23 protein-coding genes, 1 tRNA gene and 2 pseudogenes are annotated in these 23,943 nt (G+C 32.0%); 16 read left to right on the forward strand and 10 right to left on the reverse strand.

Annotation, left to right across the window (positions count from 1 at the left end; genetic code table 11):
- The first annotated feature begins 91 nt into the window (after window positions 1–91).
- The 7 genes from rpsF to H3T43_RS03970 all read left to right on the forward strand — a co-directional run bounded on the left by rpsF (window position 92) and on the right by H3T43_RS03970 (window position 5,712).
- A complete protein-coding gene (gene rpsF, locus H3T43_RS03940) occupies window positions 92–385 on the forward strand; it encodes a 30S ribosomal protein S6 (RefSeq protein ID WP_034978626.1) in 294 nt (97 codons plus the stop codon).
- A 54-nt stretch (window positions 386–439) separates the two neighbouring features.
- On the forward strand, window positions 440–961 hold the full coding sequence (gene ssb / locus H3T43_RS03945; RefSeq protein WP_198212780.1) for a single-stranded DNA-binding protein: 522 nt from the start codon (window positions 440–442) through the stop codon (window positions 959–961).
- Window positions 962–983: 22 nt separating this feature from the next.
- On the forward strand, window positions 984–1,226 hold the full coding sequence (gene rpsR, locus H3T43_RS03950; protein ID WP_034978630.1) for a 30S ribosomal protein S18: 243 nt from the start codon (window positions 984–986) through the stop codon (window positions 1,224–1,226).
- A gap of 253 nt (window positions 1,227–1,479) precedes the next feature.
- Window positions 1,480–3,501 carry a DHH family phosphoesterase gene (locus H3T43_RS03955; RefSeq protein WP_198212782.1) on the forward strand — a complete coding sequence of 674 codons (2,022 nt, stop codon included), beginning with the start codon at window positions 1,480–1,482 and terminating at the stop codon, window positions 3,499–3,501.
- Window positions 3,502–3,513: 12 nt separating this feature from the next.
- On the forward strand, window positions 3,514–3,969 hold the full coding sequence (gene rplI / locus H3T43_RS03960) for a 50S ribosomal protein L9 (protein ID WP_034978644.1): 456 nt from the start codon (window positions 3,514–3,516) through the stop codon (window positions 3,967–3,969).
- A gap of 36 nt (window positions 3,970–4,005) precedes the next feature.
- Window positions 4,006–5,385: a replicative DNA helicase gene (gene dnaB, locus H3T43_RS03965; protein ID WP_034978646.1), complete on the forward strand. Its 1,380-nt coding sequence runs from the start codon at window positions 4,006–4,008 to the stop codon at window positions 5,383–5,385.
- Window positions 5,386–5,553: 168 nt separating this feature from the next.
- Window positions 5,554–5,712 (forward strand): CsbD family protein, encoded by a 159-nt coding sequence (locus H3T43_RS03970; protein WP_109585634.1) that lies wholly within the window; start codon window positions 5,554–5,556, stop codon window positions 5,710–5,712.
- Window positions 5,713–5,788: 76 nt separating this feature from the next.
- Here the strand turns inward: H3T43_RS03970 and H3T43_RS03975 are convergent, their stop codons facing one another.
- Complete coding sequence (locus H3T43_RS03975; protein ID WP_198212784.1) at window positions 5,789–6,988, reverse strand: DUF2974 domain-containing protein; 1,200 nt, start codon at window positions 6,986–6,988, stop codon at window positions 5,789–5,791.
- A gap of 117 nt (window positions 6,989–7,105) precedes the next feature.
- The gene (locus H3T43_RS03980) at window positions 7,106–7,807 is read right to left on the reverse strand and encodes an MgtC/SapB family protein (RefSeq protein WP_198212786.1); all 702 of its coding nucleotides are present in this window, start codon (window positions 7,805–7,807) and stop codon (window positions 7,106–7,108) included.
- Between the two features lie 154 nt (window positions 7,808–7,961).
- Here H3T43_RS03980 and H3T43_RS03985 point away from each other — a divergent pair.
- A tRNA-Thr gene (locus H3T43_RS03985) sits at window positions 7,962–8,034 on the forward strand.
- 319 nt (window positions 8,035–8,353) lie between these two features.
- On the opposite strand, the gene H3T43_RS09370 is transcribed toward H3T43_RS03985, so the two are convergent.
- Complete coding sequence (locus H3T43_RS09370) at window positions 8,354–8,785, reverse strand: hypothetical protein (protein ID WP_232350255.1); 432 nt, start codon at window positions 8,783–8,785, stop codon at window positions 8,354–8,356.
- An 814-nt stretch (window positions 8,786–9,599) separates the two neighbouring features.
- Here H3T43_RS09370 and H3T43_RS09375 point away from each other — a divergent pair.
- The 3 genes from H3T43_RS09375 (at window position 9,600) to H3T43_RS04005 (ending at window position 13,002) form a co-directional block, all read left to right on the forward strand.
- Window positions 9,600–9,851: a hypothetical protein gene (locus H3T43_RS09375; RefSeq protein ID WP_232350256.1), complete on the forward strand. Its 252-nt coding sequence runs from the start codon at window positions 9,600–9,602 to the stop codon at window positions 9,849–9,851.
- Between the two features lie 1,313 nt (window positions 9,852–11,164).
- Window positions 11,165–11,362: a hypothetical protein gene (locus tag H3T43_RS09380; RefSeq protein ID WP_370520776.1), complete on the forward strand. Its 198-nt coding sequence runs from the start codon at window positions 11,165–11,167 to the stop codon at window positions 11,360–11,362.
- Between the two features lie 116 nt (window positions 11,363–11,478).
- Window positions 11,479–13,002, forward strand: a complete 1,524-nt coding sequence (locus H3T43_RS04005) for a hypothetical protein (protein WP_198212788.1) — start codon at window positions 11,479–11,481, stop codon at window positions 13,000–13,002.
- A gap of 139 nt (window positions 13,003–13,141) precedes the next feature.
- Here H3T43_RS04005 and H3T43_RS04010 read toward each other — a convergent pair.
- Both H3T43_RS04010 and H3T43_RS04015 read right to left on the reverse strand, forming a co-directional pair.
- Window positions 13,142–13,377 (reverse strand): annotated as a pseudogene (locus tag H3T43_RS04010) (IS3 family transposase); the annotation flags it as partial.
- The gene (locus H3T43_RS04015; RefSeq protein ID WP_198212790.1) at window positions 13,367–13,555 is read right to left on the reverse strand and encodes a hypothetical protein; all 189 of its coding nucleotides are present in this window, start codon (window positions 13,553–13,555) and stop codon (window positions 13,367–13,369) included. The pseudogene H3T43_RS04010 and the gene H3T43_RS04015, both read right to left, overlap by 11 nt.
- Window positions 13,556–15,182: 1,627 nt before the next feature.
- On the opposite strand from H3T43_RS04015, the pseudogene H3T43_RS04020 reads away from it, so the two are divergent.
- Window positions 15,183–16,321, forward strand: a pseudogene (locus tag H3T43_RS04020) (ATP-binding cassette domain-containing protein).
- A 187-nt stretch (window positions 16,322–16,508) separates the two neighbouring features.
- Here the strand turns inward: H3T43_RS04020 and H3T43_RS04025 are convergent.
- A complete protein-coding gene (locus H3T43_RS04025; RefSeq protein ID WP_198212792.1) occupies window positions 16,509–16,862 on the reverse strand; it encodes a hypothetical protein in 354 nt (117 codons plus the stop codon).
- 533 nt (window positions 16,863–17,395) lie between these two features.
- Here H3T43_RS04025 and H3T43_RS04030 point away from each other — a divergent pair.
- The gene (locus tag H3T43_RS04030) at window positions 17,396–18,220 is read left to right on the forward strand and encodes a DUF3800 domain-containing protein (protein WP_198212794.1); all 825 of its coding nucleotides are present in this window, start codon (window positions 17,396–17,398) and stop codon (window positions 18,218–18,220) included.
- A gap of 2 nt (window positions 18,221–18,222) precedes the next feature.
- The gene (locus H3T43_RS04035; RefSeq protein WP_198212796.1) at window positions 18,223–18,684 is read left to right on the forward strand and encodes a type II toxin-antitoxin system PemK/MazF family toxin; all 462 of its coding nucleotides are present in this window, start codon (window positions 18,223–18,225) and stop codon (window positions 18,682–18,684) included.
- A gap of 195 nt (window positions 18,685–18,879) precedes the next feature.
- Here the strand turns inward: H3T43_RS04035 and H3T43_RS09585 are convergent, their stop codons facing one another.
- Window positions 18,880–19,104 (reverse strand): transposase, encoded by a 225-nt coding sequence (locus H3T43_RS09585; protein ID WP_198212838.1) that lies wholly within the window; start codon window positions 19,102–19,104, stop codon window positions 18,880–18,882.
- Between the two features lie 1,252 nt (window positions 19,105–20,356).
- Here H3T43_RS09585 and H3T43_RS04045 point away from each other — a divergent pair.
- Window positions 20,357–21,028 carry a hypothetical protein gene (locus H3T43_RS04045; protein WP_198212798.1) on the forward strand — a complete coding sequence of 224 codons (672 nt, stop codon included), beginning with the start codon at window positions 20,357–20,359 and terminating at the stop codon, window positions 21,026–21,028.
- 47 nt (window positions 21,029–21,075) lie between these two features.
- On the opposite strand, the gene H3T43_RS04050 is transcribed toward H3T43_RS04045, so the two are convergent.
- Both H3T43_RS04050 and H3T43_RS09590 read right to left on the reverse strand, forming a co-directional pair.
- Window positions 21,076–21,192, reverse strand: coding sequence for an IS3 family transposase (locus tag H3T43_RS04050; RefSeq protein ID WP_198212800.1), 117 nt, complete (start codon window positions 21,190–21,192; stop codon window positions 21,076–21,078).
- Window positions 21,193–21,512: 320 nt separating this feature from the next.
- Entirely contained in the window at window positions 21,513–21,599 is an 87-nt protein-coding gene (locus tag H3T43_RS09590) for a hypothetical protein (protein ID WP_198212840.1), read from the reverse strand.
- A 607-nt stretch (window positions 21,600–22,206) separates the two neighbouring features.
- Here H3T43_RS09590 and H3T43_RS04060 point away from each other — a divergent pair.
- Window positions 22,207–22,479 (forward strand): hypothetical protein, encoded by a 273-nt coding sequence (locus H3T43_RS04060; protein WP_198212802.1) that lies wholly within the window; start codon window positions 22,207–22,209, stop codon window positions 22,477–22,479.
- A 386-nt stretch (window positions 22,480–22,865) separates the two neighbouring features.
- On the opposite strand, the gene H3T43_RS04065 is transcribed toward H3T43_RS04060, so the two are convergent.
- Window positions 22,866–23,771: a peptidylprolyl isomerase PrsA gene (locus H3T43_RS04065; RefSeq protein WP_198212804.1), complete on the reverse strand. Its 906-nt coding sequence runs from the start codon at window positions 23,769–23,771 to the stop codon at window positions 22,866–22,868.
- Between the last annotated feature and the right edge of the window lie 172 nt (window positions 23,772–23,943).

The following is a 23,943-nucleotide window of genomic DNA, read 5'->3' on the forward strand; positions in this document are numbered from 1 at the left end:
TGTGCTAGAATTAGAGATTGCGAGTAATAAAATTACTCCTTGTTCTTGATTTTTAGCAAGAACCATTTAGTCCAGAAGGAGGTGCACTAGTATGACAACTACTAAGTACGAAATAACTTATATTATCAAGCCTGACATTGATGAAGAATCAAAAAAGGCATTAGTTGAAAACTATGATAAGGTTATTACCGATAACGGTGGTACGATGGTTGAGTCAAAAGACTGGGAAAAGCGTCATTTCGCATATGAAATTAATAAATATCGTGAGGGATTATATCACGTTATGACTTTCACTGCTGATAATGCTGACGCAGTTAACGAATTTGACCGTTTGTCCAAGATTGATACTGCTGTTTTACGTTCAATGACCGTTAAAGTTGGATAATTAATAACAAAAACTTTATCGTTTTCGTGATTTAGGAAAGGAAGGACCTAAAGTATGATTAATCGAGTTGTACTTGTTGGCCGTTTAACACGTGATCCTGAATTGCGTACTACTGGGAGCGGAATCTCGGTTGCTACGTTTACTCTTGCTGTAGATCGTCAATATACAAACGCACAAGGCGAGAGAGGTGCAGATTTTATCAGTTGTGTCATTTGGCGCAAAGCTGCGGAAAATTTCTGTAATTTTACGTCTAAAGGTTCACTTGTTGGTATTGATGGCCGAATTCAAACCAGAAGTTACGATAATAAAGATGGGCAAAGAGTATATGTAACAGAAGTTGTCGTTGACAACTTTGCATTGCTTGAATCACGTAAAGATCGTGAAGCCCGTGGTCAAAATGGTGGTTATACACCAAATAATAATGGCAATTTTGGTAATCAGAATGCTAATAATACCCCTAACATGGGAGCATCTAACCAGAATAACTCCGCTAATAATGGACCAGACGATACTCAGGATCCATTTGCAGGTTCAGGTGATACCATTGATATTTCTGATGATGATTTACCATTCTAAATTAACAGAAAGGACCTAGGATATGGCTCAACAAAGAAGAAGCGGCGGCGCTCATCGTCGTCGTAAGGTTGACTACATTGCTGCCAACCATATTGATTACGTTGACTACAAGGACGTTGATTTGTTGAAACGTTTTATCTCTGAAAGAGGTAAAATCTTACCACGTCGTGTCACTGGCACTAGCGCTAAGAATCAACGTAAGGTAGCTAAGGCAATTGAAAGAGCTCGCATTATGGGCTTGTTGCCATTTGTTACTGAAGACTAGTAACTAAATAAAAAATAGCTTTGCACTAATATTGGTTGTAAAGTGAAAAAGATAAAAGCATCAAGCTGATAATGGCTTGGTGCTTTTTGCTTCGTAAGATTTAAAATGAAATATCATAGCAACAGTATTTAAAGAGTGTAATTTTTGCAGGTAAGAGGATAGTTAAAACCTGAATATTGCGTAGTTTCTTATCCAGAGAATACAATGTATAATAATAATGATGTATTATACATTATTTTAGGAAGGACCTTACATGAAAGATTTTTTACGTAAGCTTGAATTTCCTGCTTTTATTAAAGATTCCAGGCTCACGGCTTCAGTCATTATTATTTTAGCGTTATCGCTTTTGGGTAGTATCGTGGCAATGATCATGAACCCATTATTTGGCTTGGCCATGGTTTTGATCTTTATTTTGACTGTAGCATGTGTTGTTTATGGTGCATATATCTTAGCCGGCAATGCGAATAATTTTGCTGTTAGTTTGTCTTACCGGATTAAGCGCAGCGAGCAAGAAGCAATGATTAAAATGCCTTTGGGCATTTTACTTTATGATAAGGATCGGCAAATTCAGTGGGCTAATCCTTACCTGCAGCTTTATTTAAAAAATGAAGATTTAATTGGACATACAATTGCTTCTGTTGATCCTGAACTAGATAAATTGATTGATGAATCATTGAAGGCCAAAACAGCTGAGAATCATGTAGTAAATTGGGATGGTCATCAATTTGAGATGGTTATTCAGGACAATCTCGGTGTTGTTTATTTACTTGATATTACGCGTTATGCCAAAATCGAAGAAAGATACAATAATGAATTATTGGCCATTGGCCAGATTTTTATTGATAACTACGATGAATTAAGCGAAACAATGCATGATCAGGAGCTAACGACTACTAGTGCATATGTTCAGAATACTTTGAGTGATTATGCTAAAAATTTTAATGCCTATCTTAAGCGTATTGATGAAGATCACTTTTTGTTGTTACTACACATGCAAGATTTGGTTAAAATGGAAAAAGACAAGTTTTCTGTTTTGGATAAAATGCGTTTGGAAACCAGTCGTAATAATACGCCTTTAACTTTATCAATTGGTATTGCTTTTGGTAGCAGCTTGATTACCGAACTAGCTGATCAAGCGCAGTCAAACCTTGACCTCGCGTTAGGCAGGGGCGGCGATCAAGTTGTTCTCAGTCAACCAGGCAAGGCTGCTCGTTTCTTTGGTGGTAAATCGAATCCGATGGAGAAAAGAACCAGAGTTAGAGCCAGAATGGTTTCACAGGCGATTAGTGAGCTGTTTAAAGAGGCAGACCGCGTTTTTGTAGTTGGCCATGCTAGCCCTGACATGGACTCAATCGGCAGTGGCATTGGCGTTGTTAAAATCGCTCGTCTGCACCATGTGAAGGCAAATTTTGTCTTAGATGTTAATAAAACCAATTATGATGTCAGCCGTTTAGTTGCTAAAATGGAAAAGGTAAAGGGAGATAATGATATTTTTATTGCTCCTGGGGATGCCTTGGAAGCAGTGACTGACAAGTCCATGTTGGTTATGGTTGATCACTCGAAATACTCTATTACTTATGCGAAAGAACTATATGATCGGTTAAGAGATAGAATTATTGTTATTGATCATCACCGTCGCGGTGAAGAATTTCCTGAAAATCCAATGCTGACGTATGTTGAGCCTTATGCCTCATCAGCCTGTGAACTGGTGACTGAAATGGTTGAATACCAGCAGCCAAGTTCCGGCAAGCGCGTGTTAACTGACCTTGATGCTACGGCAATGCTGGCGGGAATTACGGTTGATTCGAAAGAATTTTCTTTGCGTACTGGTACTCGGACGTTTGATGCTGCCAGTTACTTGCGGTCGATCGGTGCAAGCACGATGGAGGTTAGTGAACTGTTGAAAGAAGATATAGACAGTTTCTTGCAGCGTACTCGTTTGGTCAGCAGCTTAAAAATGATCAAGCCCAAAATGGCTGTTTTATGCGGTCCAGATGACAAGGAAATTGATCCTATCGTCACGGCTCAAGCAGCAGATACGGCTCTTGATTTAGAAAATGTTGAAGCCAGTTTTGCAATCACCAGGCGGAATAAGGACACAATTGGTATATCTGCTCGTTCAATGGGTGATATTAATGTCCAGTTAATTATGGAGAAACTTGGTGGCGGTGGCCATTTGTCTAATGCAGCTACCCAAATTAAAGGGATATCTGTTAAGGAGGCACTTGCCAAATTGATGGATGCGGTAGATACTTATGAACAAGAAAATGAATAAAAGGAGAGCACAATGAAAGTTATTTTTACTAAAGATGTTAAAGGCCGGGGCAAACGCGGTGAAGTTAAAAATGTTCCTGATGGTTATGCCCAAAACTTTTTATTTAAGAGGGGCTTAGCCAAAGCTGCTACTAAAGCAAATATGCATACTTTGGAAAGAGTTGCTGCTAACGAAAAAGCGACTTATGAAGCTGAAAAAGCTGAAGCTGAAAAAATCAAGACCGAACTAGATAAGGATGAAACAGTAGTTAACTTTAAGTCTAAGGCCGGTTCAGATTCTAGATTATTTGGCTCGATTTCTGGTAAAAAAATTGTCGAGGGCTTAGAAAAGCAATTTGGTATTAAAATTGATAAACGCAAATTAAACCTGCCTGAACCAATTAAATCATTGGGCTACACCAATGTACCAGTTAAGTTGTTTAAGGGCGTGGAAGGCAAAATCCGCGTCCATGTTACTGAACAGGATTAGCCTTTAGTTGAATTCTGAAAAAAGTGGGCGTGATTAATGGATAATATTGTCTCACAGCAGATACCGCATGACGATGAAGCTGAAAAAGCGGTTCTGGGCGCAATTTTTATAGATCCTGCTGCAATAGCTGATGCCAGTGCTGAGGTTCAGCCGGATGATTTTTATAAGAGAGCAAATCAGTTGGTTTTCCAGGCTATGCTTGATTTATCTGACCGTGAGGATGCAATTGATCCGTTAACGCTGCAGGATGAACTGACTAAGAAAAATCAGCTTGATGATATTGGCGGCATTGCTTATGTTTCTGAGCTGGCCATGGCGACTCCGACGGCTGCTCATGTCACTTATTATGCTAAAATTGTACACCGCAAAGCATTATTGCGGCGACTTATTTCTGCCAGTCAAAAAATTATTACGACTGCAATGCAGGATTCCGATGATGTTACTGACATTTTAGATAACGCCGAAAGCGAGATTATGAATGTCTCATCGGAAAATAATGCGAATGGTTTTCGTAACATCAAGGATATTGTTAATTCCACGATTGATGAAATTAACAATATTCCTGAAGATGGCAATATGGTTACCGGTTTGCCTACTGGTTTTGTCGAGCTGGATAAAATGACTACGGGTTTTCATGATGATGAACTGGTAATTGTGGCTGCTCGTCCCGGAGTGGGAAAGACTTCCTTTGCGCTTAATGTTGCCCAGTATGTTGGTTTGCATACTGATAAAACTGTGGCAATGTTTTCCTTGGAAATGAGTGGAGAACAGTTAGTGCAAAGAATGCTGGCTTCAGAAGGATTAATTAATTCGCAGCACTTGCGGACTGGCCAACTGGACGAAGATGAGTGGCCTAAGCTGGTTGCGGCATCGGGTTCTTTAGCAACAGCTAATATTTATATTGATGACACTCCAGGTATTAAGATGAGTGAAATCAGGGCTCAATCTCGCCGCTTAGCTAAAGAAAAAGGCAATTTAGGCTTAATTGTCATTGACTACTTGCAGTTGATTGAAGGTCCGCACAGTGAATCACGGCAACAGGAAGTTTCCGCTATTTCACGGCAATTGAAGAAACTGGCTAAAGAACTTCATGTGCCGGTTATTGCCTTATCGCAATTATCGCGTTCAGTTGAACAGAGACAGGATAAAAGACCAGTTTTGTCCGATATTCGTGAGTCAGGTTCAATTGAACAGGATGCCGATATTGTCTCCTTTCTTTATCGTGATGATTATTACCGTGATGAAGAAGAGGGCGAAGAAAATAAAGAGGTATCAGCTGAAGATGATAACGGTGAAGTGGAAGTTATCATTGAAAAGAACCGTTCTGGTAGCAGGGGCACAGTGAAATTAATGTTTTCTAAACCCTATAATCGCTTTTCGAACCTCGATTATAGTCATGATCAGCCAAACGAATAGAAATTAATAAAAGCCACGGTGTTTTAAAGGAAAACACTGTGGCTTTTTGATTTATACTATATTTTAACAAAAAATAAGGCGTTTTTAATGACAATATTTCTACTAAATTGTACTATTAAGGTGTGAATAGCAAAATTTCGCTAATTTTTTGGGAAAGGACCGATTAAAATGGCTGATAAAGGTTTTAAAGACAAGGTAGCTGGTAAAGCTAAAGAAGTCAAAGGCAAAGTTCAACAAGCTGCCGGTGATGTCAAAGACAAAGCTCAAGAAGCTACTGAAAACGTCAAAGACAAAGTTGATGACGTTAAGGATAAAATGAAAAAATAATTGTTTAATTAACAAAAAAGAGGCTGGAAATCTAAATGTTTTCTCAGCCTCTTTTTTGGGTTACACATGAAACAATTTACCGTAATTTACGCTGGATGCTTTTTGGCAACTTGATATTGGGACGTTCCGGATCGTAAAATTCATAAAAGACTGGAGCCTTATTAGAATCATTACTTTTAGGATAAAGTTCATAGTTGCTGTTCATCAATGGTAGAGTCATGTTCTTTTTATATGAATTCCAGATGTTGCTTAGTACCTGTGTCAGCAATTTTCTTTCTTCGGATTCCAAGGATAAAAAGGCGCGGCCAAAGCGATAAGTTCCTACTATTTTATTACTAGTTAGCTGGTGTAATTCATCAATATCGTAATTTTCAAATGCCTCGAAAAGATCAGAAAAAGCATCGCTTCTTTCTTGATCAGGGATTGAATTATTAAAATTAATAAGAGCATGTCTGATAACACGACTGCCTGACGATAACCCGTCAGCCAGGGTAAAACTGTCGCGCCCTACTGACCAGCGGCGCGGATCATGTTGGTTGCGCATAGGCACAGTACTTTTAACAACCAATACTTGTTCAGGATGATCCAGCATTGCACCAAAGATTGAGCCTTGAGGGATGTAGGTTTTCATTTTCGGCATAGAAGCAGTAAAGCCACTGCTCGTATACACTTTATGGAAAAAGCCCGGCCCGTCAAAGCTAATCGCTTTTATTACCCGTTTTTGTATTTCAGGGCTAACTGCACTTAAAGCAAATTGAGCAAAATTGCCTCCTTTTGAATGACCTAAGAGATAAATTTGCTGTTCACTAAATTTATGTGCAATTTCAGCAAGATACTTAGCGGCCACTTCTTGACCATAAATTTCCGGTAAATAATTCATGCCCATATCTTCATTTAGACCGATCATGGTGCCGTCGGTTCCCCGAAAGGCAATGGCTATGGTATTTGAATCAATAAAAAAGGTGACAGCAGTAAATTGCAAGGGATGCGGTTCTTTTTCCAGCCTATCAGTCCAATCCAAAATTTTAATGTTGCCAATTCTAGGACTTTCTGGTAATAACATAACCTCGGTTGCAGTTTCGGCATACATTTGATGTTGAAAAGAGGGCAGCTTATACAGTTTTTCAGCTACTTCTCCTAAAGTATGACCAGTGGCAGAACTATCAGCCGGCAAATAAACAATTGATGACAATAGCGAAGCATCTACACTGTTGAATGGTTTTTCTGAGAAGCTTAAGTCACCACGCCAGCGTAAATAATCAAGTGGTCCAGCCATATAAATTCTCCTTTCACAAAAAAGTTTATATCAATATTGTAGTGAGTTTGCTCAGCTAAGATAAAAATTATGCAAAAAAAACAATAGAATTAACTATTGCTTAAAAAGTAATTTGCTCTATTTATCTATACTGGCATAACTAATGCGCTTGATGTCAGGATACTTGCGCAGAGCCATAATGATATCATTTTCATCAATATTATTGTTAATAATACCATCTACAAAAAAGATGATTCTTTCGTCGCTGACAAAAAGTATTTTTACGGAAACATTTTCAACATGATTTGTCTCAAGCTCCTGTTCAATTATGTGCAGGATGTCAGGCTTATTAACGGCTTCTATCTGAATGTTGAACCTGATATGCATGATAATTTTATCAATTATGGCATCATCGTGAAACATCATCTGGATAACGAAGAGCAAGGCAGTTGCTAAAATACCAATAAAGTATAAACCAGAACCAATTGCCATCCCGATAGCAGCTGTTGCCCAGATACCAGCAGCAGTTGTCAAACCGGAAATCTGTTGCTTTTTAATTAAAATTGTACCGGCACCAATAAATGAAATACCTGAAACTATTTGCGCAGCAATTCTGGAAGGGTCCAAAGCAACGTCTGACATTTTTAATAAATCGCCAAAGCCATACTTTGAAACTATCATAAATAGCGCGGAAGAAAAGGCAACTACAATATGTGTCCGCACTCCGGCACTTTTTCTTTGAATCGCACGTTCATAACCGATCAACGCTCCGCACAAAGAAGCTACTACAATTCTCAATAGCCATGGGAGTTCTGCGTTAATCAATGCTAAATTTGCCATTACATCCACTCCATTTCTAAATCTATTCTTATATTATACTCTTAAAAAAGCGCGCCAAATGACAGTTATGACAAAAACTGGGAAAAAGTCAAAAAATGCTTGCGTAAACTTTTAGAATATGTTTTAATTAATATCGTTGTCGATATATGACAATGCTGACTTAGCTCAGTTGGCAGAGCACGTCATTAGTAATGATGAGGTCGGAGGTTCGAATCCTCTAGTCAGCATTTAGTAAAAAACAACTTATAGTTTTTTAAGTCTATCATTTAAGTTCAAAAGAGCCTGATATGATAGACTTTTTTGTTGCCTAAAAATATTTGTGTAGATTTAAAAATAGATATGAATATTTGTTTTACCACAAAAAATGCCACACAGAATTATTAATGTGGCATCTGTTTGGCAAAAGGTTATAAAGTGTTGTAAATTAACCACATTCTACATCATGATTATAGAAGAAATGACTAGCTTTAATAATAAAGAATCTGTATAGGCTACTTTTGGATCACTTGATAAGGGGAGAGGGAAACCACCTATAGTTTTTTGGAATCAAAATACCTTTCCATATTTTTTATCCGATTTTATTTGCTCTATCTCCCTGTCAATTATTCGTATTTTAACAAATTCTTGAATAATTGCTCTAATCAATTTCTGAATAATCGTATTAGCCTTGGTGATTTCTGACATAATTTCAATTTCACTTTCGGACCAATTATTAATTATTGATTTATCATGTTTATTGAAATGACCTTTTAAATCATTTCTTTTTATTGTAGGTCTTATCTTTGGTTCACTATTAGTTGATGATTCTGTAGTTAATCCAGATATTGGAATAGTTGCATGATTTGCATAGTTACGTAATACACGTAAATTTTCTTCACATGGAGTTTTCTCACGTGAGTTAATTAGGGCATTAAGATTTAAATTATCTAATTGAATTATTAAATTTTTACAATTATCTATGAACATGCGATTAACCATTATGTAAATGGTTGTTTTCTGAACGGCTAAATCTGATCCTTGTTCACTTAAAATTGGAAGATTCTATATAATATGTGGTACTGCTCGTAGCTCAGTATATTGATTTTGTGTCATCTTATATGTTTGGACTATGTTCTCCAATGGAATTAATATTTTAATTAACTGAGAATATATTTTAAACTGCTCTTTAGAGATAGTTATTGCAGTATTTAAGTTATAATCTGAAAAATTATATTGGAATTGATTCATATTTTACCCAAATGATTATGTAGTATTAATTATTCTTGATAAGATATATTTTATTAAAAATGACAAGCTTTATTACTTACTTTTTTGGCTTTCAAAGTACCCATGATTTAAGAATGACTTTCGATACTTTTTTAAGATTTCTATTTGATGGTCTATAGCAGGGATTAACATATATGCATTGTTTTTATTGTAGAACTCATCCATTAGTTTAGTATTAGATTCTTTATAGTCGTTAATGAAATTACTATCATTTTGATTCATAATAATTTCTGCTAATTGCATACGAATAATTAAATTAACATTATTAATTATTTCATGATCATTAGCGCCTTCCAATGATTCTTCAAATTGTATATTATATGTAGTTATAAATATCTTATTTATATATAAATAACCACATTTGGAAACAAAATACAGAAAAAAAGATATCTATATTGTTCAATAATATAACAAAACAAGGTGAGTTGCTTTCCACCTTTAACGAGAAAAACAGAAGAGGAGCAAGATTCAAGCGATGAAACTAAGACTATTCCTTGCGTAGGATTAGAGTGGAAATATCTCCGTAATGTGGAATGAATCAAGAAAAGATATGGGAATACACATCGACTGTACTGCGACAGACAAAGCGCTATATGAAAGTCCTGCTGAGTTACACGAACTTTCAGTTAGTTGGCCAGTTAATTGGAAAGAAATAATTGAATGGCTGTATGAAGTGTTGGGACATATTTCTAGACTAGATATAGCTATAGATTTAATTAATTACGGCTTTTCGGTTAATGAAACTATTCAACAAAGCATAAAGAATCGTTTGTTCTAAACAGACAAGGAATAAGAATAATTTTAATCACATCAAGATAATTGAAATTATCTTGAAGCTCAAACGCTGTATGCCGATAGCGGAAAAAGTGATGCTTTTTTGAGGATATATGATAAAAAGCAGAGCAAGAAGTTGTGAAAACTCGATTAGAGTAGAGGCAGAGTTTAAACATCGCTTAGCTAAAGAATTAGGAAAATATATTTTAATATTAACTACAGATAATATTTATCCTTACTTGCTGGGGTGTTTACTGTAACAGTGGTCATTATTACTATTTAGATAAAATATATTCTGATACTAAAACTATTGCAAATTCTACATAGGGCTTGAACTTCGGGGAATATTTAGAATATTTGAAGGAGGAATTAGTTTAGGGAGATAAACAGAAAGGCAAGTACTAATATGTTTGGCACAGAGTTACTCAATGCTAGACAAATAGCAGAGGAATTAGGTATTAGCTATACTTACTTTTTTAAGCTGATTAAAACACTTGGCCTTATCATCAACTGGAAAATCAAGGACGTAAATATTATGTTTTGAAAGAAGTGCAATAATGGTTATTAGTAAGTAGTCAACATTAATTAGAAGGCATAGTAACTTGCTATGCTTTTTTAGGAGAAAGAGCCATATACTGTTAAACTAGTTACTCAGTATTTTGGAAAGAAAAAGGTTAAAGATATTAAAGAAAAAGATATGCGGAGTTTTGCTAGAAATTATGTGTAAACGCATAGTACGACAGACAGGCAGTTACAGAATTTAAGAAGCTATTTTTCTACTTTAAAAGAATACGGTATCTTGAAAAATTCTGTTCCTATGAGACCATTAACAAAATTTTTTAGACGTGATGAAATGAGTATGCTTGCTAAAAAATATGTTTTTAGTAATAGTGAGATTGAAGATATTAAAGATATAATTATAAGGAATTGAAAGTAATTAGAATAAGTTATTGGACAATTCGAATTGCAATTTTGATAGTTCTAGATGCTGAAATGCGACCTCAAGAGATTTAAACTTTAAAATGAAATCAAATTATAGGTGACGGAAAATTTAAGGTTTTTCAGATTAATGATTCTTGGAATGAAAAAGAAAAGCATCTTAACGGACATTTAAAAAGTCGACTACATGGAGAATCTAGACTAACCCTTTCCCTTTCTGAACCACTTTTGCAGTTATTGAATAAGTTTCAATATAGCCAGTGAGAACTTCTAAAGGAAAATGGTTTAACTAATTCTAACGATTGTATCTTATTGAATATCACAGATTACAACTTGTGTGCACTTGGATATTCAATCTCTCAAAAAAGCATGAATGACATGTTGAAGCAATTGAATATGAAGGTAGGGGTTAATAATCAGAACTTAAATGTTAGTATGTATACTTGTCGGCACACGGTAGCAACTAAGTTAGGTAATACCCAAGGTATGTCATACCCTTGGGTAGCAAACAGATTAGGGCATTCTTTGAAAATGTTTATTCGCACTTATGTGCATGTTGATGAAGATAAAAGTTAGGAAAAGTTGTATCTTTGACTAAGGAATAAAGTAAGAATATTGTACGAGAGAAACTGATAATGGCGAATGCAAATAAAGTTGAAAATAGATATTAGTTAGTTTGAAATAGAAAAATTATGAAGAAATTACCAAAAAGGTCTCAACAAATTTGGGGCATGGAAGCTAAAAAATTACAAGATAAAAAAGATTTAAAGCGTGCTGAAAAAATAATAAAACGAGAGATTAGGAAAACAAAAGATGAATCAAAAAAAGAAAAATCTAAAGAAGTATTACAGGCTTTAATTAATGGCAGAGAAAATAATGATAAGCCCTATGCCACAGATGATTTTAAATTTGAGCCAGATTATTTAATAATAAATGAAATAATCGAAAAAAGAAATTTAGATAATCTTTTAGACTGTATGTATAAGTTAAAAAATTATTTTAATGTTAGTGAAGAGAATTTCTTTAAAATTATATCGAAGGATGAGATAGAAGATTGTGTTAATTCAATAAACAATTGGATGGGCTATAGTGAATCCTATACGAATTTGCACCCTATTATATTTAACGATGGATTTGAAGATTTTACTGACCTTATAATTTGTTTTAATGACTTAACTCCTTCTATGGTTAGTGTGGAATTTATTTTAGAATTTAAACAATCAACTAAGGAAAAATTAAAGAGCAATATAAGCAAAAATAATGTTGCTAGAAATGTATTTCCTTATTTTTTTAAAGTAGATGATAAAGAAGTTGCATCTACTAATGTTTATGCTGATTATATTGTAAAAAATAAAGTGTTTTCTGAAGATATAGCGAGAATAAAATGGAGCTTTTTACATTTTATAAATGAAGAAATAGGAATTAAGACATATCTTTACGAATTAGGTGTTCCTGCAGTAAGTATTCTATATTCAAAAATAAATTCAAAATATTTAGCAAATTATTCGAATGGTAATTTTGATAATATTCCAGTGATGAATGGATATAAAATTCCATTGCATTTAAGAAATAAAGTATGTGATTTTTTATACGTTGATGAGTCCTATGAGTTGTTAGATCAGGATTATAATTGCTTAAATTTATTAGTAAGTTCCGAATGTAAAGATGATAAAAACATAGATGAAATTTGGGATAAAGTAATAAAACAATGGTATATGTTTGGGCAAATTTCTTCCATTTTTGCAGTTATTATAAAGAAAAAACAATTACAGGAAAAATATTTAAACAATAACTTAAATACGATATCTGAAGCAAAAATGTATAGGACAATTGTCAAACAAAATTATGATTATTCAGAATTGATTTTAAAATATAACGAATTACTTGAAGTGGTAAAAATATATCCCTTTAAAGATAAATTTATCAAAATGTCGAATAGTGCATATGGACAAAAACAGCTACGAAGAATTGTAAGCAATTTAAAAAAATCAATATACAAAATTAATGCAAGAACAAAGCAAGTAGAAAATTTGGTTGCCCAAAAGCAAAAAATAATTACTTCTAAATATGATTCTAAGAAAGAAAAAAGCCACTCCAGACATTCTGGCTGTAGTTTACTAATTGCTGTTATAGCGTTGATAGTTTCTATTATTGGACAATGGGAAAATCTTGAACCATTAATTCATAACATTATTGTTTATTTTCAAAATATATAAAAGTCGATATGTTAAATTTGAGATTTTTAAGTGTCTGGGAAAAATCTATTTTAAACTAATTTTAGACTTTACTTAAAATAAAAATCCTATTAAATCAAGACTTGTTCGAAGTGCAACTAAAAAGTTAGACATTTTAATATTACACAAGACCCAATACACGGTTCCGATATTTAATCAGAGTCGTGTATTTTAGTTTGTTTGATTTTCTAATATGGTTGAACCAGTAAACGTAATCACGCAGTACTTCCCGCATTTCTGCTAGTGAACTGATCTTAATGCGGTTAAGCTCTCCCGTTTCATTAGGTTGAAGATTGTTTCTCCCGGTGCATTATCGTGGCAATTACCCTTGCGCGATATGCTTTGCTTAATCTTCATCAAAAGCTTCAAACTCATTAGGATGCAATTTGAAATGAAATATTAAATCTATAGAATTAGAAATTATTTGTAAATCTTTTTCGTCCCAATTCTCTGCTACAATAACAACTACAAATTTAGAATTTGGTTCTGCTTCTTTAATGTTGGAGATTGGTGTCATAATATCTCTAGAAAACAAATGATAATGTCCTCCTCCTTCAGTTTTTAGAGATTTTATTGGAAAATATATGTGAAAAGCTTTTTAAGAATTTGATAGCTCAATTGCTACATCCATAGTATCATTTCCAAATTTTCCTTGTTTAGGTTCAAGTTTGACTTTATATTTTCCATAATTTAAAAGATACTTGTATATGTTTGAATGGTTGTAGAAACTGCCAATCTTATTGAATTTTCCAGAGTATGACCTTGTAGTGATCGTCTAGATCCTTCTAATCTGTTTATAAATACATCTCTCAATGTATCCCATTCAAATGATTTGACAATCTTTCTATATTGTACAATTAATTTAGCCAGGCTCTCTATTTGTAAATCGGTGGTTTTAAGATCTACGACTTTATTTTTTCGTATTCTAGAAATTAAAAGTGAAAGACGTTGTTGAGAAGCATCTCGAATTAGCCATGCGGGAGAAAAATGTGACTTTTTTATGTCTATAATGGCGACCGACTCCATGGACTAAAAAAGGTATATTTTTATTAGTTGAGAAATACATTATTTTAGATATAAGAAAAGAAATATTTTTTTATCTTGATTTTGTAAAATGCGATTTAAATCTTTACCAGTATTAAATAATTGTCGAGCTTGTCTTTCTACTCAGTCATAGAAAAGCTTTTCCCGGTCTGCTAATGAGTTAGTTGGGTTAATCTGTAATGTGATATGCTAACTTTTTGTATTACTAAAGGATTAGCAGTTTATTTTTTTGATTATATTTTTTCATTATTATTTTATACTTAATGATACAAGCAATTATCAGACTATATATTATTAAATACTGCTCTGCCACACGGTTTTTATAAAAGCAGTAAGATAAGTTGAATCAACAGTAGGTATTAACTAAGGGTTATCTGCTTTTATTCAGCATTTAGAAGGATAAAATTAGTAAAATAACCTTGAATTATCAGTATTTTCGTTGATAATTTGAGGTTATTTTTCTTTATTAAAGATAATTATGTACATGATAAGGAATATGTTTTAACTTTGTTCCGTGCAAAAATTCTTAGGTAGACTTTTAGGCTGATATAACGGGATTTATAACCACTTTTTGTGTAGTAATAAATATTTTTCGATGCAGTAAACAAGTTTGCGGTGCAAAATTTAATTATTTTGCACCGCAAATTCCAGAGATTTTTCTACTTTTTATGAAAGTCAATTTGTGGCAGAAAGTATAAATTAGTATCATTACATCTTGCATTGCTTTTTCGCAATACGAGATTATTATTAATTTAATTACAATAGAAAGCAAGCAACCACAGATGAAGCCAGTATACCCACTATAAATTAGAGGTAACATGAAATAATTTAGACAAGAACTTATTGAGACGCATTTAGCAAAATGCGCCAATGGTTTACGTTGCCTAATTTCGTTATTTTTAATTTTATTAGTGGAAACTGGCATAAAGAGTGCTGACATTTATTGTAGGAAATTATTTTTCTGCAAATAGCATTTTTCACTTGCATAATTCTGGCTTAAATTACCAATATTTAGTGAGTTGCTAAAAGTAATCATGCCCAAATAGAATTAATTATGTTATCTCTAATTTTTTAATTTAAAAAGTTATTATTTTTGAAAATTAGAAGGGTAATTAACTATGAAAAAGTTACACTCTTTTCAACATTACTTCGATCTGTTCTTGGCAACTTATAAATTATTTTTTAAAGCAGCTCGCAGTTTAGCTGCTTTTGTTGTTTTATTGGCTCCTTTCCAAGCAATTGCATCCGTTCTTGCAGTCAATACAGGACAAAATGTCATTAATGATGTTTCTAATCACCAAAATTTTGTTGTTAATCTAATAATTTGGATTATAGCTACCGCTTTAACGCAGCTATTGCACCGATAGCTACTTCTGTTCACGGGATTTTAACTGATAAATTAACGGGCTTTATCAATGTCAACTTAATGACTAAATCCCAAGATTTGAAGTTTCTTAGCATTTTTGATGACAATTCTTACTATGATGATTTAAAGATGTTAAAAGATGATGCTTCGTGGCGACCAGTCAATTTGATCATATTTGGAGTAGCAGTAATCCAGCCTGCTTTATGATTCACTTTTAAGGGTAGAAAAATATCAGCGCTTTGAGGATTACCATGATGACTTACAAAGTGGTACTAAAAAAATAGTCGAACCGATTAAACAAATTAAATTAGAGCACGTTTCATTTGCCTATCCGTTTTCCAAAAATGAAGTCTTGCATGATTTGAATTTTCAAATTAAGCAAGGGGAAAAATCGCTGTAGTTGGTAAAAATGGTTCGGGCAAGTAAACTTTAATAAAATTATTGTTTCGTTTTTATAATCCAAGTAAGGGAAGAAGCGAACTCAATGGTAATGATTTACGTGAATTTTCTCTTGCAAATTACCGACAAAATTTATCCGCCACTTTTCAGGATTATTCTAAATTTAAGTTGAGTTTGGCCGACAATGTAGCAGTTTTTCGTCCAGGCGGTAACGCAAAAATTAAATCTGCGTTGAAGAAGGTAGGACTAGAAACATTGCTTAAAGATAAAAAGATTGACTTAAATACAATTTTAAGTAAGGAATTTGCCAATGGTACAGAACTTTTAGGAGGACAGTGGCAAAGAATAGCACTTGCACGGGACATGTATACTAATGCTCAAATGGAGTTCTTAGATGAACCTACTGCAGCTTTGGATGCACACGAAAAATTAATCAGGAGTAATGCTGATTATCGCAATATGTATAATTTACAAAAGGATGCTTATATATAGGTATAAATAGATATAACAAAAAATAGATAAAACATATGTTTACTTTATTGATAAACGTAGATTTTATCTATTTTATATTTTATATTTTAAAACTATTAAATTGTTATTTTACTTCATCTACATTGTCTTCTGCTAAACGGTAATGGTATAAGCTTTGATCTGTTTTATATATGTCTGTTGTCAATGCTTACTCAATAGCATGTTGAATATCAATCATGTTTTGCTTGTTATAAAATGGAACAGATATTTCGTATGATATGCCACCCTTTTCAATTGATAATTTAGTCATAATACCATTTAAAAAGATTCCGATACCAATTAATAAGATAATAACACCGATTGCTGTATCAGAGTTAAACATTCCCAATCCAGTCATTGCTATAATCACGCAAAAAATTAAGTCTTTAACGGAGTAAGATATATCAATTGAAGCATCAGATATATTTTTTAAAGGAATGTTTTGTTTATGCTTGCCAGCTGGAAGTAGACCTAACACGGTATTTTGTTCAACTATTCTTACAAATCTATAGTCAACTGCCACTGATCACTTAATCCAAAAAAGTAATGTACTGGCAAAAAAATTCTATTTAAAAAAATATTGATATCAAAATCCCTTATAATGATATGATTTTCACTTTTTAGTAAGTTTAACTAAACTATACTTATGAGGTATATTGTTATGTATGATTTTTTCGCATTATTATTTCTAAATCTTTATTTTAACTTTTGAGCGATCAAATTTAATAATCCTAATAATTATTTGAACTATTTTTGAAGATCACAAATACTGTAGTACAGTTATAGCAGTCTTTTTTATCTTTTCTCTTTTCAAAAGTATTTTTAATCATATTGATGATCTGAATAGTAATAAAAATTGATAAGATGACAAATGTAAAATAGTATTAGGAAAGCAAAAATTATTCAGATTAAAAAATTGCTTTTCTGGATATGTTTTTTGTGTATAATATATGTATATAATATAAGTTGTTTAACTTTTGAGACTTTAAATTTTTATGTTAAATAACAAAAGCAAAATAATTAAAATATAGGGTATATTATTTAGAAAGAAAAATAATGGAAACTTATGATTACCTCCTCAAAGAATGGCCAAAAGATATAGACTACATAATGGCCCTTGATGAGTCAGGGACTAGCGAAATTAAGAGTATAAAAAGAAACTTATTGAGAAATAATGAACAGCCAGTTTGGTTTGTGTTATCAGGTATAATTTTTGATCTTCATACAATGATAAATGTAAAAGAAAAAATAATTGGCCTAAAAAATAAGTATTGGCCAAAAGATGGCATGTGTTATGGCAAAAAGGTTGTCTTGCACAGTAAAGAAATGAGACATCGTGATAATGCTTTTTCAAAAAAATATATAAAAAATTATGATGCTTTTTTAAATGATTTATGTCAAATTATCTGTGATAGTTCAATAAAAGCAATATCTATTTGTATAAATAAAACTGCTCATGTTAAAAAATATACTAATCCATATCCTATTTATGAATATGCTCTAGCCTTAATGCTTGAAAGATATTCGTTTAACGTTAAAAATAATGAAAAAGGGATATTATTATTTGAGTCTAGAAATGGTGGTGCAGACAAGCAATTACTTAGAAGCGCTGCTAATACTTTTAAAAAAGGGACATATTATATTCCTGGATCAAATTTTAGTTCAGTTAATCATGGGATATATTTTAATCCCAAAAGAACTTCTGATGACCACCTTTCTTATTTTATGTTAGAATTCGCTGATTTAATGGCTTATGCTGTTTATAGAAAATTGAGTTTTAATGTGGAAAGTAAAATTTATAAGTGTATGGAGAAAAAAATCATAGGCTATCCATATTTTAATGGTCGAGGTTTAAAAATAATAGATAATGATGGTGAATAAATATGAATGAAGTTAAGAACAAAATTGGTAATTTGCGTAGTTGGGAAAGACAAAAAGAAAACTTATCTAAAAATTGTATTAATTGTAAAAGTATGGTTCATCAAAGATATGCAATTAGAGGATCCATCTACTTGATTAATTTCGGAGAAAATATTGGAAGCGAGATTAATAAAAAAAGACCGGGCTTAATAGTTTCAAACAGAACTAATAATTTAAATTCTGATAACGTAGTAGCTTTACCAATAACTAAAACACTGGTAATTAACAAAAAAACGCATAGACCAAAATATTCAAGTCAATACTTTTTATATAAATCAAAATATACTTTTTTAGATTTTGACTCATGTGTCAAGTGTGAGCAAATTAGAACAATATCAAAAGCAAGAATTTTAAAATATCTTGGCAATTTGGATAAAGACGATTTAAAGAATATTATTTTGAAATTAAATAAATTTTTTTCTTGATTTATTTGCAATAATTATATATAATAATTTATGCAAAGTATTTAGCTCTTATTAGGGCTAGTATATGACAGTTCGTATAGTACGAACGCCGATATCATTAATTTAAATGATATCGGATCTGGAGCATTTGCTTCAATAGAGCCATCTTTTTAGATGGATTATTTTTAAAATAAAAACGGAGAAGTGTATTATCTTTCAGTTTTTTATTAAATGATCTTTGTCAAATATTGTTGATAAAGAGTAAAGGAAAAGAACTAAGCAGCTAACAACCTGTTTGGTTCTTTTCCTTTTACCTGATTTTTCCAATCTAATCCTTGCTGGCAGATTGTGGAAATTGGCATAGTCAAAAGCTATGCGCTTAATTTGTTTAATTTTGTGATTGAAATATTCTAAGCATCGATTGGAATAATTCGATGTTATTCAGTTGATTACCGTTTTAAGATTATGCTTAAAAATTAACAGTGTTTAGTGTATTTGGCTGCTGACGTCTTTTTTAGCATGAATGACTTTTTTGTTTGCCTACGGATCTTTGACGATCAAAGTCTCTTTGTAGTGTCAATTATACTACGGATGAATCCGGTCAAGTTCCTAGTATTCTTGAGGTACAGTTTCTAAGGAAATTTAAGCAGTCTGTATTCCTTACTGGTCTTTTTGAATTTCTCCATGACTTTAACGTGCAGAAAGTTGAAAGAGCGCGTATGCATTTGAAGCATGTGAAAACGGTCAATGAAGATCTCAGCGTAAGGAAAGCGTCTCTAACAATGTCCTGATAGTAAAAATTCAGGTCCATAAAAACAGTTTTGATACCTTGCAAAGCCATTGGAGGAAACTTTTTGAAGAAGACAATAATTGTTTTTTATAGCTCGTCCTTAGAATCTGAACTACCTCGTGCCTGTCGGCATCATGACAAACAAAATGTAAAGTGCGATTCACGTCTTTAAACTCGTCAAAGGTCAGGTGCTCAGGTAAATAATCATAGCTGTTGCTAAACTGATGTGAACCGTATTGACAGCGACATTGTTTTTCTGGGCAAAGCTGATTATTAAGAGATTTTTTGTGAAGCTGGAAGTGTATTTGTTTTATCTTTGAGATCTTTAGAAGCACTTATTCGAGTATTGCTAGAAAGATTAATAAGAAAACATGTTTTAAAAAATCTTAGTGAAAGACTATTTGATATGATTGGTCGTTTAACTCCTATCAACTAGAGTATGTTATTCAAATAAAGGATGCTATTAGAGCTTCTGGAAATTCGGGTGCGCATGATGGTGATGAAACTATTCGTTAATTGGACACAAACGGCAATCAAATGCGAAGTTTAATTCTAAACTTACAGAAGGGCAAAGACGACTTAATGCCAGGAAACAATAAGTTTAAAATTATGATCATTTATGAATTACTCAGCACGAAAGAAATCAGAAAACAAGTAAAATGCTAGCCTTACAAAAGTTTAAAATAGGAATAGTCGACTTTTTTAGTTTTAGTAAATTGCTTAAGTTATGCTTCTCATTTAGTTTATATGATTATATGTGTTTTAAAAGGCAGAACTAAAAAATTAATTATGATAAATTCTCTTACACACAATTAAAGCTCTATGATATAATTATTTAAATATTTTATATAACTCATTTAGTATAAAAGTTGGATATGAAGATATATTGAGTAGGGAGATAAAATGAAAGAAAGCGAAACACTTCAAAAAGAATATAAAGCCAAATTATCTGAAAAAGATAATTGGAAATATGATGATAACGAATTTAGATTTTCATATAAGCCTGATACAAATTATTGTATGGATATAAAAGATAGTATTAATAAAAAATTGGTGGAGTCATACTCGTTATCTCAGCAAGAAAAGAGCGTAATTCCAGCAACTTTGGAAATAAAATATAGAAATTCCCTAATGAAAAAAATTCCAGTAGCATTTTTAGATGATTCAAGATTCCTTACTGTTCGTCCATTAGAAGATTCATTAGATCAAAAATCAATTGAAGATGATTTATCTTTTCGTTTCCTATTGAGGAATTCATTAGAGTATTATATTGAAGAACTATTTTTTTATATGAATAACGGTTTTTGCTATGCTGCAGATAGTGGACAAAAAACTCAACTATTAAGAGATGTTGTAATATTTGAAGATGAAAAACAGAAAAATAAAATAGTAAAGGAACTAAAAAATAAACTACCTGAAATTCAAGAAGTAATTCAACCAGAAGATTGGGAAGTAGAAGAATACAATATGATAATAGATCAATTTTTTACAGGAGAGAAGAAGAACAATATTGTAAATTTGTGTAAAGAAAAGAATCTAAGTGAGTACATAAATAAATATTATATAGAAAAATAATTTATAATATTTGAAGTGGTGTCCATAAACTGAACTGATGAGTTCAATTACTTAGTTGAGACTTGATGTCGATATTCAATCGGCGTCAAGTCTTTTAGTCTAAGTTTTATCCGTTCTTGATTGTAATAAGTAGTGTTGATTATGATAGCAATTTTCATGGTCATAGAGCGTTTTGTTTATAGAGTTAAAAGAAGTTCTCCATGAAACCATTATCAAGTGAATTATTCTTGTGCCGCATTCTTTTTCGTATTTCCCTGTAATTTAAAGGTATGCTGATAAGTAGGCTTTAGTATAGGCTTCTCTGTCTGAACTAATAGCTTTTCTGAAAAAATGAAATGTGTTTCACAAATATATTTACCTTTTGAAACAAAGAAAACATATTTTAATATAAGTAATTGTAAATAAATAGTAGGAATAGATAAAATGTCGAAGAAAAAAGAGAATAACTTTCTCAACGAGATATACTGAGGACAAAAAGTTAATATCATTTCTTTAAGGCTTGAACCAGATATTTTTTCGGTGTCAGACCTTTTACTCTCTCTTTATTTCTTTCTTCGTTATAGTAGCGAATGTATTCTGTTAATTAGTTCTTGCAGATTATGGTATCTATATTTTTGGCCATAAAACATTTCTATTTTAAGTATAGCAAATGCATTATTGTGTGAAAAATAGGTGAATATGCAAATTAAATTTAAAATTATAAATATATTTATAATTTTAAATGAGCTGTGATTGACATTGCTGTCATTTACAGATGCTACACGACTACTAATAATATCGTTAGTTATTTGAAGAAAAATTAGTTAATTATTACGTGAACTGATTGATTAGATATTTAAAGAAACTTTGAACTTTTAGTAAGTGTTTAAGTTGATTTTATAAGCAACTAAACTCTAAATTGACCTTGATTTTGTAGATCCTTTGTATTGATTCAGTGCAGATTATAAATCGTTGTCTTTAACCATAAGATACGTGTCTATAATAAAAAAGTTTTAAAATTATATTTATATCTTAAAACAAAGGATTAAGCATATCAGTAAGTATGGCTATTAAAATAATTAGTCCAGATAGCAAAAAATACTTTTAGTAAGCAAAGCCGAAATTAAGAGCAGCAACAAACTTTGAAATTAAACTATTTTAAGTAAATATTTGCTATGTATTCTAGCGAAATGGAAGGTGTGACAAGTTTGAATTCTATTAAAAAGTTTTTAGATTGGCTAACAAGTTTATTACTGATTATAGTGGTCGGACTAGTTTTGATAACACTTTTTTCTGCATATTATAGTTTTGGTACTATGATTTTTGGAGTCCATGAGGCAAGCGCAATAAAGGATTTTTGGTTCACAGAAATCATGTTGGGTACAGTTTATGTATCTGTAGTTATGGTCATTGCTATGTATACAGCAATAACTCGTTTTTTGAAGAAAAGAAAAAATAAAGTTCCTTGTTAAGTAGTATTGATTATAAATATAGCAAGATGAAGACAGGTAGTTCAATTGAACTACCTGCATTTTGTTGTCCAAGAATACTGTGGTTTTGATATTGCCGGCTTTAGTAAATATCAATAGCAGAACTACCAAATGCATTATTGTGTGAATATTGTAAATTACATTTAAACTATAAATATAGTTGTGATTATAATGATATTTATAATTATACATTTTAGATGAGCCCCGATTGACATTGTTATCACTTACAGATGCTACACGACTAATAATAAGACCGTTATTTGAAAAAGAAAAATCAGTTCACTATTACTTGAACTGATTGATTAGACATTTAAAGAAACTTTGAATTGTTGGTAAGTGTTCAACTAGATTTTATAAGCAACAAAACTCTAATTTAATCCTGATTTTGTAGATCCTTTGTATTGATTCAATGCAGATTTTAAATCTTTGTCTGTAATTTTGACGTTTTGGTCTTTCAAAACTTGGCTGATTACATTTCTCATAACAGTAGAATTTGCAGCCCATTTGGCATAAAGGTTATTTGTTAGTTCTGCTCTATTGTTTTCAAAACTCCCTTTAGCTGGATGATTAATCATTTTTATTATCTCATAGCCATTAGTAACTTTTACTGGAGTGTTGGTATATTCACCATTTTTAAGCTTATATGCAGCATTTTTGAAAGTAGAATCCCAATTCTTATTTTCTTGATTAAAAGGTGCTAATTTTCCGCCATTAGTGCTGGTAGAACTATCTACAGAATACTTTTTTGCTAAACTTGCAAAGCTTTTCCCATTGTTTAATTGATTGATAATTTCTTTAGCTGTTGATTGACTAGTTACTAAAATATGCTGCACAGTAATCTTTGGTTGATATGTTTTCCACACTGCTTTTAATTCTTTATTTGTGGGTTTTATTTGAGACCTCAATGCAATTTCACTAAGTAGGTTAATTTGAATCATTCTCTTAAAAGATGACTTAGTGTATGAATTTTGTGCTAAAAATTCATCAAATTGTGAGCCATAGCGCTCTTTATAATTATTGTATTCTTGAGTAACTTCTTTAGAATTCAACTTTTCCCCATATTGGGCCTTTAGAGCGTCATAAATCAACAAATTAGCTAAAACGTTTTTACTTGAAGGAGCTGACTTAAGTTCCTTATAAAACTCTTGTTGCGTAATTTTTTTATCTTTTCCATATTGAGCAACTTCTGTATTATTTGATTTTGAACAACCTGCTAAACTCAGTAAGGAAATGCCAGTTACAGCAGTTATTACACCTTTTAATAATTTGTTCATTTTATCTCCTCCAATGAAGATTTTCATCTAATTATTAAAAATATTAAAACAGATTGCAACTTTTAATTCAATAAAATCACAAAAAATAACAAGCAATAAACAAGAGATTACCAAAATAGCGGGCAAAGCAGTCCATAAATTACAAAAATAAGAAATTAAAATAATTAAAAAT

The organism is Lactobacillus sp. M0396 (genome assembly GCF_016101625.1).
Classification (GTDB): Bacteria; Bacillota; Bacilli; order Lactobacillales; family Lactobacillaceae; genus Lactobacillus; species Lactobacillus huangpiensis.

Coding starts and splice junctions, on each gene's coding strand:
- ssb (WP_198212780.1), top strand. CDS start 440: ATGATTAATCGAGTTGTACTTGTTGGCCGTTTAACACGTGATCCTGAA.
- H3T43_RS09380 (WP_370520776.1), top strand. CDS start 11,165: ATGTTGAAGCAATTGAATATGAAGGTAGGGGTTAATAATCAGAACTTA.
- H3T43_RS04045 (WP_198212798.1), top strand. CDS start 20,357: ATGAAAGAAAGCGAAACACTTCAAAAAGAATATAAAGCCAAATTATCT.
- H3T43_RS09370 (WP_232350255.1), bottom strand. CDS start 8,785: ATGGTTAATCGCATGTTCATAGATAATTGTAAAAATTTAATAATTCAA.
- H3T43_RS03970 (WP_109585634.1), top strand. CDS start 5,554: ATGGCTGATAAAGGTTTTAAAGACAAGGTAGCTGGTAAAGCTAAAGAA.
- rpsF (WP_034978626.1), top strand. CDS start 92: ATGACAACTACTAAGTACGAAATAACTTATATTATCAAGCCTGACATT.
- H3T43_RS04030 (WP_198212794.1), top strand. CDS start 17,396: ATGGAAACTTATGATTACCTCCTCAAAGAATGGCCAAAAGATATAGAC.
- dnaB (WP_034978646.1), top strand. CDS start 4,006: ATGGATAATATTGTCTCACAGCAGATACCGCATGACGATGAAGCTGAA.
- H3T43_RS03975 (WP_198212784.1), bottom strand. CDS start 6,988: ATGGCTGGACCACTTGATTATTTACGCTGGCGTGGTGACTTAAGCTTC.
- H3T43_RS03955 (WP_198212782.1), top strand. CDS start 1,480: ATGAAAGATTTTTTACGTAAGCTTGAATTTCCTGCTTTTATTAAAGAT.
- H3T43_RS04035 (WP_198212796.1), top strand. CDS start 18,223: ATGAATGAAGTTAAGAACAAAATTGGTAATTTGCGTAGTTGGGAAAGA.
- H3T43_RS04050 (WP_198212800.1), bottom strand. CDS start 21,192: ATGACCATGAAAATTGCTATCATAATCAACACTACTTATTACAATCAA.
- rplI (WP_034978644.1), top strand. CDS start 3,514: ATGAAAGTTATTTTTACTAAAGATGTTAAAGGCCGGGGCAAACGCGGT.
- H3T43_RS04065 (WP_198212804.1), bottom strand. CDS start 23,771: ATGAACAAATTATTAAAAGGTGTAATAACTGCTGTAACTGGCATTTCC.
- H3T43_RS09375 (WP_232350256.1), top strand. CDS start 9,600: ATGTGGAATGAATCAAGAAAAGATATGGGAATACACATCGACTGTACT.
- H3T43_RS03980 (WP_198212786.1), bottom strand. CDS start 7,807: ATGGCAAATTTAGCATTGATTAACGCAGAACTCCCATGGCTATTGAGA.
- rpsR (WP_034978630.1), top strand. CDS start 984: ATGGCTCAACAAAGAAGAAGCGGCGGCGCTCATCGTCGTCGTAAGGTT.
- H3T43_RS04005 (WP_198212788.1), top strand. CDS start 11,479: ATGAAGAAATTACCAAAAAGGTCTCAACAAATTTGGGGCATGGAAGCT.